At 73.3% G+C, this 13,013-nt stretch carries 13 protein-coding genes; 8 read left to right on the plus strand and 5 right to left on the minus strand.

All coding sequences use genetic code 11. From position 1 onward, the window contains the following. From ACFYXS_RS34375 to cdgB, 4 genes are all read right to left on the minus strand, one after another. Entirely contained in the window at positions 1-579 is a 579-nt protein-coding gene (locus ACFYXS_RS34375; RefSeq protein WP_389255456.1) for an HD domain-containing protein, read from the minus strand. A gap of 307 nt (positions 580-886) precedes the next feature. Then, entirely contained in the window at positions 887-1,591 is a 705-nt protein-coding gene (locus ACFYXS_RS34380) for a response regulator (RefSeq protein WP_389255458.1), read from the minus strand. A 94-nt stretch (positions 1,592-1,685) separates the two neighbouring features. Beyond that, the gene (locus ACFYXS_RS34385) at positions 1,686-2,879 is read right to left on the minus strand and encodes a sensor histidine kinase (RefSeq protein WP_389255636.1); all 1,194 of its coding nucleotides are present in this window, start codon (positions 2,877-2,879) and stop codon (positions 1,686-1,688) included. Positions 2,880-3,002: 123 nt separating this feature from the next. Further along, the gene (cdgB, locus tag ACFYXS_RS34390; protein WP_389255460.1) at positions 3,003-4,649 is read right to left on the minus strand and encodes a diguanylate cyclase CdgB; all 1,647 of its coding nucleotides are present in this window, start codon (positions 4,647-4,649) and stop codon (positions 3,003-3,005) included. A 434-nt stretch (positions 4,650-5,083) separates the two neighbouring features. Between cdgB and ACFYXS_RS34395 the strand changes: the two genes are divergently transcribed. Next, a complete protein-coding gene (locus ACFYXS_RS34395; RefSeq protein WP_389255638.1) occupies positions 5,084-5,557 on the plus strand; it encodes a flavin reductase family protein in 474 nt (157 codons plus the stop codon). Positions 5,558-5,601: 44 nt separating this feature from the next. Here the strand turns inward: ACFYXS_RS34395 and arfB are convergent, their stop codons facing one another. Then, positions 5,602-6,036 (minus strand): alternative ribosome rescue aminoacyl-tRNA hydrolase ArfB, encoded by a 435-nt coding sequence (gene arfB / locus ACFYXS_RS34400; protein ID WP_389255462.1) that lies wholly within the window; start codon positions 6,034-6,036, stop codon positions 5,602-5,604. Positions 6,037-6,178: 142 nt separating this feature from the next. Here arfB and ACFYXS_RS34405 point away from each other — a divergent pair, with 142 nt between their 5' ends. The 7 genes from ACFYXS_RS34405 (at position 6,179) to ACFYXS_RS34435 (ending at position 12,986) form a co-directional block, all read left to right on the plus strand. Next, entirely contained in the window at positions 6,179-6,754 is a 576-nt protein-coding gene (locus ACFYXS_RS34405) for a TerD family protein (RefSeq protein ID WP_389255464.1), read from the plus strand. Between the two features lie 52 nt (positions 6,755-6,806). Then, positions 6,807-7,373, plus strand: coding sequence for a GNAT family N-acetyltransferase (locus tag ACFYXS_RS34410; RefSeq protein WP_389255466.1), 567 nt, complete (start codon positions 6,807-6,809; stop codon positions 7,371-7,373). Then, positions 7,370-7,864 carry a hypothetical protein gene (locus ACFYXS_RS34415; protein ID WP_389255468.1) on the plus strand — a complete coding sequence of 165 codons (495 nt, stop codon included), beginning with the start codon at positions 7,370-7,372 and terminating at the stop codon, positions 7,862-7,864. The genes ACFYXS_RS34410 and ACFYXS_RS34415 overlap by 4 nt, the downstream gene beginning before the upstream one ends. 73 nt (positions 7,865-7,937) lie before the next feature. Beyond that, a complete protein-coding gene (locus tag ACFYXS_RS34420) occupies positions 7,938-8,363 on the plus strand; it encodes an SHOCT domain-containing protein (protein WP_389255470.1) in 426 nt (141 codons plus the stop codon). Between the two features lie 100 nt (positions 8,364-8,463). After that, positions 8,464-9,450 (plus strand): zinc-binding dehydrogenase, encoded by a 987-nt coding sequence (locus ACFYXS_RS34425; RefSeq protein WP_389255472.1) that lies wholly within the window; start codon positions 8,464-8,466, stop codon positions 9,448-9,450. A gap of 90 nt (positions 9,451-9,540) precedes the next feature. Beyond that, entirely contained in the window at positions 9,541-10,722 is a 1,182-nt protein-coding gene (locus ACFYXS_RS34430) for a GDSL-type esterase/lipase family protein (RefSeq protein WP_389255474.1), read from the plus strand. A gap of 224 nt (positions 10,723-10,946) precedes the next feature. Beyond that, positions 10,947-12,986: a glycosyl hydrolase family 28-related protein gene (locus ACFYXS_RS34435; RefSeq protein WP_389255476.1), complete on the plus strand. Its 2,040-nt coding sequence runs from the start codon at positions 10,947-10,949 to the stop codon at positions 12,984-12,986. Positions 12,987-13,013: the final 27 nt, after the last annotated feature.

The raw sequence follows: 13,013 nt of genomic DNA on the forward strand, positions 1-13,013 counted from the left end.
CTAGACGCCCCGGACCGCCGCGGCGACCCGCTCCACCACGGGCCGCCAGTGGTCGAGGCCCGGTGCGCGCAGGCCCACGACCTTGCCCGCGTCGTCGGCGCGGCGCAGGGCGACCGCCGCCTCGGAGTCGGGAGCGGCCTCGAAGTCGGCGGCCTCCCGCGGCGTCATGGGGCCGCCCTGGCAGCCCAGGGTGCGGGCGCTCTCCGGGGAGAGGGCGAGGGAGCGGTCGGTGGCCGCCAGATAGCGCTTGGCGGGGATGTGCAGGGCGACCAGGCGGGCCACCCGCTCGCCCAGCAGCCCGGCGACGGCCGCGGCGGCGTGCTCGCCGTGGCCGGCCTCGTCCCCGGGGTACAGGTAGTGCCCGATGTCGTGGACGAGCCCGGCGACCTGCAGCTCCTCGTCACCGGGATGGCGCTCGGCGAGGACCGCGGCGACCTGGAGGCCGTGGTCGAGGATGGCCACCGGGTCGCCCGAGCGGTCCGGGGTGTCCCAGGCGTCCGCGCAGTCGGCCAGCAGTGCCATGAGCCCGTCCACGGACCGCGGAGCGGCCGCGGCGGACGGTGTCTGATCCCGGTTCATGGCCGTCACGCTGCCCCAGCCGTTCGTACGGCAGGTGTACGCGGGTCGTCCGCCCGGTGCGGGCGGGCGCCGCCGGGTGCCCCGGCCGAGGCGGTGGAGCGGGTCCTCGCTGTCGCCGTTCTTCATCACCCCGCCCGGGCAAGCCGCCCGGCGCTGCTCGATGTGCGGACCACATCGAGCGCCGGCCCCCTCGGCCGCAGCTTGCGCGGGGCCCGCGGCCCACCGTGCTGCCCCGCACGATCGCGGACGTCCCGGGGGCCGGGCCGCCGTCGTCATCGGCGACGTACAGGCCGATGCCGGGCGGGCACTATGCCGCGCCGCCGCCCGCCCGGACGAGGCCGGTCTCGTAGGCCAGGACGACGGCCTGGACGCGGTCGCGCAGCCCGAGCTTGGTGAGGATGCGGCCGACGTGCGTCTTCACGGTCGCCTCGCTCAGCACCAACTGCGCGGCGATCTCCCCGTTGGACAGGCCCTGGGCGACCAGCAGCAGCACCTCGCGCTCGCGGTCGGTCAGCCGGTCCAGCTCCTTGTGGCTGGGCTGGGACACGCTCGGCAGCAGGGGCGTGAAGCGGTCCAGCAGGCGGCGGGTGGTGCTGGGCGCGACGACCGCGTCGCCGCTGTGGACGGCGCGGATGGCGGCCAGCAACTCGTCCGGCGGGACGTCCTTCAGCATGAAGCCGCTGGCCCCCGCCTTGAGCGCGGAGAAGGCGTACTCGTCGAGGTCGAAGGTGGTCAGGATCAGCACCCGGGGGCCGTCGCCGGGCTCCCGTACGCGGGCCCCGGTGCCGTCCGGGGCGGCGCAGATCAGCCGGGTCGCCTCCACCCCGTCGAGCTTCGGCATGCGGACGTCCATCAGCACGACGTCCACCTCTGCGGTGCGCAGCGTCTCCACCGCCTCCGCGCCGTCGCCCGCCTCGGCGACGACCTCCATGTCCGGCTGCGCCTGCAGCACCATGCGGAAGCCGGTGCGCAGCAGCACCTGGTCGTCGACGAGCATCACGCGGATCGCCATGGGTACCGGTGCCTCTTTCCCTGTGTCTGGTCGAACGCTGTCTGGTCCGTGCCGACCGCTCCCGGCACGTCGGTCACGTCGGTCACATCCGCGGCTACCGCGCGGCCTTCACGGGCAGCACGGCGCTGATCCGGAAGCCGCCGCCGGGCCGCGGGCCGGCGTCGAGGGTGCCGGCGACCATGCCGACCCGCTCGCGCATGCCGATCAGGCCCTGGCCCTGCCCGTCCTCGCCGCCCGATTCGTACAGCTCCTGCTGGGCGCCGCGCCCGTCGTCCTCGATCAGCAGGGCCAGTTCGCTGTCGCGGAAGGTGAGCCGCACATTGGCCCGCGCGTCGGGGCCGCCGTGCTTGCGGGTGTTGGTCAGGGCCTCCTGGACGATCCGGTACGCGGTGAGTTCCACGCCGCTGGCCAGCGGGCGGGAGTCGCCCTCGACCTCGAAGACCACCGGCAGCCCGGCCCCGCGCACCTGCTCGACGAGGTCGCCGAGCTGGTCGACGCCGGGCTGCGGCACGTACTCCCCGCCGACGGCGTCCCCGGCCCGCAGCAGGCCCAGCAGCCGGCGCATCTCGGTGAGCGCCTGGCGGCCGGTGCTGGAGATGGTCTCCAGGGCCTGCTTGGCCTGCTCGGGGGAGGCGTCCAGCACATAGGCGGCGCCGTCGGCCTGGACCACCATGACCGAGACGTTGTGCGCGACGACGTCGTGCAGCTCGCGGGCGATCCGGGCGCGCTCGGCCGCCACCGCGGCCTTCGACTGGGCCTCGCGTTCCCGATGGAGGCGGGCCGCCCGCTCCTCCAGCTCCGCGTAGTAGGCGCGACGGGTGCGCAGGCTGTCGCCGATGACCCAGGCCAGGGCGAAGGGGATGGCCAGGAAGAACGCCCCGACGACCTGGCTCCAGCCGCTCTGGTGCGCGGTGGGCCAGCGCACCGACGCGATGGGGGAGGCCAGCAGTCCGCCGATGAGCGCCAGCCGGGACGCCCACAGGGCGCTGTTCGCGGCGACGGTGTAGATGATCACGAGCAGGGCGAAGTCGCCGGGGTTCACCCGGACATCGGCCACCAGCTGGAGGACGCCGACCAGGATCGCCACCAGCAGCATCCGCTCCGGCGCCCGGCGGCGCAGCGCCACCACCAGGGACAGCGCCACGCACAGCGTGGCGGCCGTCGCCCGTGAGTCCGTCCCGATGCTCCCCGCCGCCATCCACAGGCACGACAGCCCGAGCAGGGCGACGGCCCAGAACGTGTCGACCCAGGTCGGGTGCCGGCGGAGGAAGTCGTAGAGGCGCTGCACGTAACCCAGCGTAGGCACGGTGGATGCGTGCGGGAGTCAACCGGCAGAGCGATCCCGGGTACTCCGCAGGTTGGACGCGGACCCTGTTCCGGAGGACGAGCCGGGGGCGGTGGACGCGGTCGTTCAGCCCGCGCGGCGGTGGCTGCGCGTGCCGTTGCGGGAGCGCTTCTCGATGTACATGCGCTGGTCGGCGGAGTGCAGCACCTCGTCGGCGGTCATGCCGCAGCCCGCCCAGCCGATGCCGAAGCTCGCCCCGACCCGGACCGCGCGCCCCTCGAAGCGGATCGGGGGGATGATCGCGTTCCGCAGCCGGACGGCGAGGTCCTCGGCGTCCTCGCGGCCCAGGCCGTCGGCGAGGACGACGAACTCGTCGCCGCCGAGCCTGGCAACGGTGTCACCGTCCCGCACGGCGCTGGTGAGCCGGCGGGCGACCTCGATGAGGACCGCGTCGCCGGTGTGGTGGCCGAACCGGTCGTTGATCGACTTGAAGCCGTCCAGGTCGCAGAAGAGCACCGCGAGGCCCTTGCCGCCCTCGGGGTCGTCGGCGGGCGGGAGGGTGTGCGTGTGGTGGTCGTAGCCGGCCAGCGGCGGCACGCCGCCCTCGATGGGGTCGAAGCCGTAGCTGTACGCGAACTCGTCGCCGCCCCCGTCCGCCGCGGTGTGGCCGTCGGCGTCCGGGGCCTGCGGCCGGGAGCAGATCCGCCCGGACAGCCGGGCGCGCAGTTCGGCGCTGTTGGGCAGGCCGGTCAGCGAGTCGTGGCTGGCGCGGTGGGCGAGGGCCAGTTCGCGGCCCTTGCGCTCCTCGATGTCCTCGACGTGGGTGAGCAGGAAGCGGGGTCCGTCGGCGGTGTCGGCGACGACGGAGTTGCGCAGGTTGACCCACAGGTAGGAGCCGTCGCGGCGCTGCAGTCGCAGCTCGGCGCGGCCGCCCTCGGCGCTGGTGCGCAGCAGCACGCCGACGTCCTCGGGGTGGACCAGGTCGGAGAAGGAGTGGCGGCGCAGCAGGGCCGCGGGACGGCCGAGCAGCCGGCACAGCGCGTCGTTGGTCCGCACCAGCTTGCCGTGCTGGTCCCCGCCCATCTCGGCGATGGCCATGCCGCTGGGGGCGTACTCGAAGGCCTGCCGGAAGCTCTCCTCGCTGGCCCGCAGCGCCTGTTGCTCACGCTCGAGGCGGACCAGCGCGCGTTGCATATTTGCGCGTAGACGCGCGTTGCTGATCGCGATGGCGGCCTGGAAGGCGTACATCTGCAGTGCCTCGCGGCCCCAGGGGCCAGGGCGGCGGCCGCCCACCGGGCGGTCCACGGAGATCGCGCCGATCAGTTCGCCGGCCCCGGAGGGATTGGCGTACATCGGGGCGATCAACCGGTCCTCGGGGTGCCACTCGTCGGGGAAGCGGGGCAGCGGTCCGTCGCCGGGCCAGCCGGGGACGTCGTCGCCGTCCAGCACCCAGCCCTCGTGGTGGGGTATGAAGCGCAGCGTGCCCCAGCGCTCGCCCATGGTCAGCCGGCGCTCCCAGGAGGCGCGCGATCCCACGCGTCCGGCCATCAGGGCCTCGGCGGCGGCGCTCCCGGCGACGGCGGCGACCACCAGGTCGCCGTCCGGGCGGACGAGGTTGACCACGGCCAGTTCGAAGCCCAAGCCCTTGACCACCCCGTCGGCGACGGCCTGCAGGGTGTCGGCGAGGCTGCGCCCGGTGTTGAGGTCCGCCACCACCTGGTGCACCTGGCGCAGGGTCGCGAGACGGACATACGGCTCCGACTCGGTGTCCATGCGCTCTCCCGGGCCCTCGACGACAACTCCTGAGACTGCTTGTGGTCCGTTGTGGTCCGATTCCCACCGCAACTGAATCACAGCGAGCACCACGACCGGTACACAGGGTCAACAATTCATGCCACCTGTGACTCAAGTCACAGATGATTGTCGTGTTCCGATCACGCAGCGTAGAGCTCGCCGGGGGATTGCCTTCACCCATTGAACACAAGCGGCCAGGTGAGCGGGGGTCGGACGGCGGAACCGGGGTGCGGGGGGAGGTCCTAGGACCAGGCTCGATCCGAAGTCCGATGCGGGTGCGGCACCGGTACGGCTAGCGTCGTGGCGTGCCACAGTCAATCACCTCCCCGCCCCTCATCCCGCATCCTGGGACCGTGCCCGACGGTTCCGAGCCAGAGCTCCCGGTCGTGGACGGCGAAGCCTTCCGCGCCGCCATGAGCCGACTCGCCGCGGGTGTCGTCCTCGTGACCGCCCACGACCCCGAGGACGGCCCGAACGGCGAGGACGTCGGCATGACCGCGACCGCCTTCATCTCGGTCTCCCTGGACCCGCCCATGGTGCTGGTGAGCCTGCGCGAGGACTCCCGGATGGACGACGTGCTGGAGCGCTGCCCGCGGTGGGCCGTCTCCGTGCTCAGCGAGAGCCAGCGGCACATCGCCGGGCGCTTCGCGATGCGCGGCCGCATCAGCGACCGCCTGCTCTTCGAGGACGTGGCCTACTACCGCGGCGAGGCGTCCGGCGCCCCCATCCTCGGCGGCGGCCTGGCGGTCCTGGAGTGCGAGACCGACCAGCGCGTCACGGCCGGCGACCACACTTTGGTCGTCGGACGGGTGCTGACCGCCCGCACGCCCAGCGCCGACGGCGCGCCCCTGGTGTACTTCCGAGGCCGCTACCGGCACCTGAGCTGACACCGGCGCCCCGCGGGGGCCCGGCGCCACCCGGCCCGCACGGCTCAGTTCCAGCCCCGCGCGTCGCGCCCGCGCTTGGTCTCGCCGCGCTGCTTCTTCTCCCGCAGCCGCCGCTCGTTGATCCCGCGCGGGATCTTCGTCGGCCGGCGCACCCTCGGCGGCGGCGCCGTGGCCTCCGCGAGCAGCGCCGCGAGACGGGTCAGCGCCGTCTCCCGGTTGCGCCACTGCGAGCGGTGCTCCGAGGCCCGTACGACCACCACACCGCCCACCAGGCGGGACGCGAGGCGCTCCAGGGCGCGTTCCTTCCACACCGGAGGCAGGCACTCCGTGGCGGCCAGGTCGAAGCGCAGCTCCACCTGGCTGTCGGAGGTGTTGACATGCTGGCCGCCCGGCCCGGACGACCTGGAGAAACGCCACTGGAGCTCGGCCTCCGGGACGGAGACCGAGCCGCGGACGACGAGCGGCAGCGATCCGGACATGCCCCCATGATCCCGGCCGGGGGCGCCCACGTCACAGGGTTTTCGCGCCGTTGAGGAACCGTGCGCGCCCCTGACCGCGTTCACCCCTGTGAAGGTAGCGTCATCGTCGGCACGTACGACCGACATCACGGAGGGGACTCCCATGGCTGTAAGCCTGTCCAAGGGCGGCAACGTCTCGCTCACCAAGGAAGCTCCGGGCCTGACGGCCGTCACGGTCGGCCTGGGCTGGGACGTCCGCACGACCACCGGCACGGACTTCGACCTCGACGCGAGCGCCATCGCCCTCAACCCGAGCGGCAAGGTCTACTCCGAGGGCCACTTCGTCTTCTTCAACAACAAGCAGACGCCCGACCAGACCATCGTCCACACCGGCGACAACCGCACCGGCGAGGGCGTGGGCGACGACGAGGCGATCAACGTCAACCTGGCCGGGCTGCCGGCCGACGTCGACCGCATCGTCTTCCCGGTCTCCATCTACGACGCCGAGACGCGCACCCAGAACTTCGGCCAGGTCCGCAACGCCTACATCCGCATCGTCAACCAGGCGGGCGGCGCCGAGATCGCCCGCTACGACCTGAGCGAGGACGCGGCCACCGAGACGGCCATGGTCTTCGGCGAGCTCTACCGCAGCGGCGCCGAGTGGAAGTTCCGCGCCGTGGGCCAGGGCTACGCCTCGGGCCTGGCCGGCATCGCCACCGACTTCGGTGTCGGTCTCTGAGCGAGCCTTTCATCAGGCGCCCCGTGCCCCGCACGCGACTAGCGTGCGGGGCATGCCTTCGTCCGAGTCCCTCGCCCCCCTCGAAGTCCTGGCCCCGCGGGACGGCGCCCTGCCGCCCGGTCTGCTCGACGAGCTGACGGAGCTGTACGCCTCCAACGCCGCCTTCCACCGCGTCAGCGGGGACTTCCCGGACCCCGACCACGTCACCCCGGAGCAGGTCGCCTCGGCCCTCAACGCCGAACTGGCGCACCCCGCCGTGGAGGTGCTGCTCGCCCGCGACGGCGCCGACGGCAGCCTGGCCGGCATCGCCGTCACCCTGGCCGAGCACCCGGACCCCCTCGATCCGTACCCCTGGATCGGCCTGCTGATGGTGCACGGCGGGCGGCAGCGGGCGGGCCTGGGCCGGGAGCTCGCCGGACGCGTCGAGGCGCGGCTGAGGGCCGCCGGACGGGACGGCGCGCGCCTGGCGGTGCTCGACGGCAACCCCGGCGCGCTCGCGTTCTGGACCTCGCTGGGCTACCGGATCGTGGACCACCGCGAGGACCGCCAGATGGGCCGCCCCTGCGCCGTCCTGCACAAGGACCTGCCGCCGGGGCCGCCACGTACCATCGGCGGGTGATCGACCTCGGCTACTCGCTCTCCCGCCGCTTCCCCGACCCCCCGCAGACCGACTACCGCACCGCGGACGTGCGGGCACTGCGCCACGACCTGTTCTGCGGGGACGTCTACCTGGCGGACGTGAAGGCCGACCGCGAACTGTCCACAGCCTGGGGATGGGTGCCGGTCCTGGACTTCGCGTGGGCGCTGTGCGCCATCGTCGAGCACCTGGACCGCGACCCGCTCGGCGGCCGCGCGGCCCGCCCCCAGCGCGCGGAGCTGGACTTCACCGAGTCCACCGACCGCCTGCGCTTCGAGCGCCGTTTCGGCTGGGTGGACGTCACCGCCGACTGGGCGCCGGACGAGCCGCCGCTGGCCTTCGCCCACACGGAGCTGCGCCGCGAGGCCCGCGATTTCCTGCACGACCTGATCGCCGACCTCACCGACATGCACGACGGCCTGGACGCCAACCCCGCGATATGGGACCTGCAGGCCCGTTTCCCGCGGGTGTGACCGAGGCGGACGCGTCGCCCGGACGGCCCCGTCCGGCGTGCGGGACCCATTTGGCCGTCGTCCACTTGGGGGCATGGACGACTACCCGTTGCTGAACCTGTTCTGGACCATGCTCCTGATCTTCTGCTGGGTGCTGTGGTTCTTCCTGCTCTTCCGGATCATCGGCGACCTCTTCCGTGACCACTCGCTGGGCGGGTGGGCCAAGGCCGGCTGGATCATCGTCCTCATCTTCCTGCCCTTCCTCGGCGTGCTGGTCTACGTGATCGCCCGCGGCAAGAGCATGGCCGAACGGGACCAGAAGCAGGTCAAGGAGGCGGACGCGGCCTTCAAGCAGTACGTCCGCGACGCCGCCGCGGGCGGTTCGGGTACGGCCGCCGCGGGGCCGCACGGCGCGGCCGGGAGCCCGGTCGACCAGCTCGCCAAGCTCGCCGACCTCAAGAGCAACGGCCACCTCAGCGAGGAGGAGTACCAGCGGGCCAAGACGAAGATCCTGGCGTGACGCGGTTGACCTCAACCCCGGTTGAGGACGAACAGTGGGCGGTGCGGACCCGGTCCGGCCGCCCGCTCACGTTTCCGCGCATCTCCGTAGGGGGCACTTCGTGCACGCCATCCGTCTCCACGCGTTCGGCCCGGCCGCCAACCTGAGGTACGAGAGGACCGAGGACCCCGAGCCCGGCCCGGGTCAGGTGCGGATCGCGGTCGCCGCCGCCGGGGTCCACCTGATCGACACCGCACTGCGCTCGGGCGACTTCGACGGCCCGTACCCGCTGCCCGCCCTGCCGACCGTCCCCGGCCGCGAGGTCGCCGGCACCGTCGACGCCGTCGGGGAGGGCGTCGGCCGCGAGTGGCTCGGCCGGCGTGTCGTCGCCCACCTGGGGATGGTGCCCGGCGGCTACGCCGAACGCGCGGTGACCGCCGTCGACAGGCCCCACGTACTGCAGGACGGACTGGGCTTCGCCGAGGCCGTGGCCATGGTCGGCACCGGGCGTACGGCGATGGGCATCCTGCGCCAGGCACCGGTCGGCCCCGACGACGTCGCCGTCGTGACCGCGGCGGCCGGCGGCATCGGCACCCTGCTCGTCCAGGCCGCCCGGAATGCGGGGGCCACCGTGCTCGGCCTCGCCGGCGGCCCTGCGAAGACCGCACGGGTCCGGGAGCTCGGCGCCGACGCGGCCGTCGACTACACGGCCGACGGCTGGACGGACTCCGCCCGGGCCGCCCTGGGCGGGCGGGCCGCCACCGTCGTCTTCGACGCGGTCTCCGGGGATCTCGGGCGCGGGGCGGTGGACCTGCTCGGCCGGGGCGGGCGGCACGTGGTCTACGGGTGGGCCTCCGGCGGGGCACGGGAACTGTCCGACGAGGAACGGGCGGCACGAGGCATCACCTCGGCGGTCGTCCTCGGCCCGGCCATGGCACGGGCCGGGGGCCCCGGCGGACTGCGCGCCCTGGAGGAGGCGGCCCTGGCCGAGGCGGCGGCCGGACGGCTGCGGCCGGGCGTCCACCGCTTCCCGCTCGTGGACGCCGCCGCGGCCCACACCGCGCTGGAGACCCGGGGCACCACGGGCAAGGTCGTCCTGATCCCCTGACCCGCGCCGGTGGGGAACGGCAGGTCCGCCGTCCCCCACCGGAGCCGGTCACCCCGTGTACCGGGCACAGGTCGCGGGCAGGGAGAAATCGTGACAACCGCGCTGCGTGCCCTGCGTGAGATCCCGCTCGACGGCGGACCCGTGGAGTTCCGGGGCGCCCTCGACCTGGAGCGCACGGAGGCCGGCCTGCTGCCGCGCCGCCTGCCCGCCTGGACCCGCCCGCAGTACCCGGACGCCTTCATGGACGAGGTCACCGCGCTGCCGTCCGGGGTGCGGCTGGCGTTCCGCACCGCGGCCCGCGCCGTCGAACTGGAACTGCTGACCTCGGTGTGGCAGCTCGACGGGAGCACGGAGCCGCTGCCCGCGGGGGCGGTCGACCTGACCGTGGACGGCGTGTACGCGGGGACGCGGCCCGCCCCGTGCGGTCACGTCCTGCACAAGCCGGACCTCTTCGCGCCGCCCGCGCGCCGGGAGCCGGGGCCGCCCGGCCGGGTGCGCTTCGAGGGGCTGCCGGAGGGCGAGAAGGACCTCGAACTGTGGCTGCCCCAGCAGACCCGTACCGAAGTGGTCGGGCTGCGGGCCGACGCCGAGGTACTGCCGCCCCGGCCGACCGGGCGCCCGCGCTGGGTCCACCACGGCAGTTCCATCAGCCACTGCGCCGCCGCCGACTCCCCCACCGGTACCTGGCCGGCCCTGGCCGCGAGCCTCGCCGGGGCCGAGCTGGTGAACCTGGGGCTCGGCGGCAACGCCATGCTCGACCCGTACGTCGCCCGGACGATCCGGGACCTGCCGGCCGACCTGATCAGCCTCAAGCTGGGCATCAACATCGTCAACCGGGCCGCCTTCCGGCTGCGTTCGTTCGGGCCGGCGGTGCACGGCTTCCTGGACACCGTCCGCGAGGGCCACCCCGGCACCCCGCTGCTGGTCGTCTCCCCCATCAGCTGCCCCGCGGTGGAGACCACCCCGGGACCGACCGCGCCCGACGTCTCCGCCGCCGTCCCGCGCGTCGTCGCGCTCGGCGACCCCGGCGACGTGCCCGGCGGCGCGCTGACACTGACCGTCATCCGGGCGGAGCTGGCCCGCATCGTCGCCGACCGGGCCGCCGCGGGCGACCGCCGGCTCCACTACCTGGACGGCCGCGAGCTGTTCGGCCCGGACGACGTGGCCGACCTGCCGGACTCGCTGCACCCCAACGCCGCCGGCTACCGGCGCATGGGACACCGCTTCGCCGCTCGTGCCTTCGGCGCCGGCGGGCCCTTCTGCGGCCGCTGAACCGCCCCGGCCCGTTCCCTGCGCCCCTGCGCCCCTGCGTAACGATTCATGTAAGCCGCGCAAGAAATGAACAAAGATCTGCACTTCGTCATCAGTGCACCGAAAACATCGCGCAGGAGCCTTGTGGAGCCGTCCGCCGGGTCCTTACTGTCGCCTCACCTCACGACGTCCGCTCCGCCTCGCACGTCCAGGGCGGTCGCGCCTACGAGAGAAACGAGCTGGGGATGGCAGGGAGCAGCAGGAGCAGGAACACCTGGCGAAGAACGGTCGCGGTGGTCGCGGCGGCGGCCGGGATCGGGCTCGGTCTCGGCGGGACCGCGCAGGCGGGCACCGCCGCGGCGAAGGCCGCCGGCCCGGTCGTGACGCGGGCGGCACTGGATCCGGCGCTGGTCGCCGGACGCGGCGCCGACCCGGGCTTCGCCGAGCAGGAGGCGGAGAACGCCGCGACGAACGGCACGGTCATCGGCCCCGGCCGCAGCGCCTACACCCTCCCCGCGGAGGCGTCCGGGCGGAAGGCGGTGACCCTGGAGCGCGGCCAGTACGTGGAGTTCACGCTGCCGAGCGCCGCGAACGCGATCACCGTGCGGTACAGCATCCCGGACGCGCCGGACGGTGGCGGCATCACCGCACCGCTCGACGTGACCGCCGGCGGGCAGGGCCGCCGGACGATGACGCTCACCTCGCAGTACGCCTGGCTCTACAACCAGTACCCGTTCTCCAACGACCCCCGGGCCGGGCTGCTGCACGACGACTGGTGGATCACCGAGTGCGCCTGCGTGCCGAACGCCACCACCCCGGCGCCGGTGGTCGACAAGCCGTTCCGGCCGAACCACTTCTACGACGAGCAACGGCTGCCGCTCGGCCGGACGTACAAGGCCGGCGAGAAGATCAGGCTCACCGTCCCCGCCCGGGCCGGCGCCGTGACGACCACGATCGACCTGCTGGACTCGCAGTTGGTGGCCGCCCCGCGGATCGCCCTCGTCGCCGCCAACGTGCTCGCCTTCGGCGCCGACCCGACCGGCCGCCGGGACTCCGCGGGCGCCATCGACAAGGCGATCGCCTTCGCGCGGCGCGCGCACCTGAAGGTCTACATCCCGCCGGGGACGTACCAGGTCAATCGGCACATCGTCGTGGACGACGTGACGATCGAGGGCGCCGGCAACTGGTACACCGTCATCAAGGGCAAGGAGGTCGCGCTCAGCACCCCCGCCCCCGACGGCTCGGTGCACACCGGGGTCGGCTTCTACGGCAAGGACGCCTCGGCCGGCGGCAGCCACGACGTCCACCTGTCGGGCTTCGCGATCGAGGGCGACGTCCGCGAGCGCATCGACACCGACCAGGTGAACGGCATCGGCGGCGCGCTCTCGGACTCCACGATCAAGGACCTGTACATCCACCACACCAAGGTGGGCATGTGGTTCGACGGCCCGATGTCGAACCTGCGGATCACCGGCAACGTCATCACCGACCAGATCGCCGACGGCCTCAACTTCCACACCGGCGTGACCGATTCGGTGGTCAGCAACAACTTCGTCCGCAACTCCGGCGACGACGGGCTCGCCATGTGGTCGGAGAAGACCGCCAACGCCCGCAACACCTTCGACCACAACACGGTGCAGACCCCCGTGCTCGCCAACGGCATCGCCGTCTACGGCGGCACGGACAACACGGTCTCCGGCAATCTGATCGCCGACCCGATCCGCGAGGGCAGCGCCCTCCAGGTGGGCTCCCGCTTCGGCGCCGAGCCGTTCGCCGGGCACCTGTGGATCACCGACAACACCACGGTGCGGGCGGGCACCTACGAGCTGAACTGGAACATCGGTCTGGGGGCGATCTGGTTCTACGCCCTGGAGAAGAGCATCGACGCCGACATCCGCGTGACCGGCGACCACTTCCTCGACAACACCTACAACGCGATCATGCTGGTCTCCGACTTCCCGGTGAAGGACGCCTATTCCATCAGCAACGTGCACTTCAAGGACATTCGGGTCGACGGCACCGGCACCTCCGTGGTGAGCGCGCGCGCCTCCGGCTCCGCGTCCTTCGAGAACGTCGACGCCCGCAATGTGGGCGCGGTCGGGGTGAACAACTGCGGTTCGTTCAACTTCCCCGCCACCGGCTCGGAGTTCTCGCTCGGTGACCTCGGCGGCAACGACGGCGGCGGCACGACCGGGCCCTGGCTCGCCTCCTGGGAGCTGCCCAACACCATCACCTGCGACGACCGCCCGCCGGTCGTCGTCCCGCCGGCGCCCTCCACCTGGTAGACGCGGCCGTCCGTCACGGACCGGCGC

Origin of the sequence: Streptomyces sp. NPDC002574, from assembly GCF_042889545.1 — a bacterium.
Lineage (GTDB): Bacteria > Actinomycetota > Actinomycetes > Streptomycetales > Streptomycetaceae > Actinacidiphila.

Bases quoted from the DNA above. Each gene is read 5' to 3' on its own strand.
- ACFYXS_RS34375 (WP_389255456.1), bottom strand. From the start codon at position 579: ATGAACCGGGATCAGACACCGTCCGCCGCGGCCGCTCCGCGGTCCGTG.
- ACFYXS_RS34380 (WP_389255458.1), bottom strand. From the start codon at position 1,591: ATGGCGATCCGCGTGATGCTCGTCGACGACCAGGTGCTGCTGCGCACC.
- cdgB (WP_389255460.1), bottom strand. From the start codon at position 4,649: ATGGACACCGAGTCGGAGCCGTATGTCCGTCTCGCGACCCTGCGCCAG.
- ACFYXS_RS34395 (WP_389255638.1), top strand. From the start codon at position 5,084: ATGAGCCGACTCGCCGCGGGTGTCGTCCTCGTGACCGCCCACGACCCC.
- arfB (WP_389255462.1), bottom strand. From the start codon at position 6,036: ATGTCCGGATCGCTGCCGCTCGTCGTCCGCGGCTCGGTCTCCGTCCCG.
- ACFYXS_RS34405 (WP_389255464.1), top strand. From the start codon at position 6,179: ATGGCTGTAAGCCTGTCCAAGGGCGGCAACGTCTCGCTCACCAAGGAA.
- ACFYXS_RS34410 (WP_389255466.1), top strand. From the start codon at position 6,807: ATGCCTTCGTCCGAGTCCCTCGCCCCCCTCGAAGTCCTGGCCCCGCGG.
- ACFYXS_RS34420 (WP_389255470.1), top strand. From the start codon at position 7,938: ATGGACGACTACCCGTTGCTGAACCTGTTCTGGACCATGCTCCTGATC.
- ACFYXS_RS34435 (WP_389255476.1), top strand. From the start codon at position 10,947: ATGGCAGGGAGCAGCAGGAGCAGGAACACCTGGCGAAGAACGGTCGCG.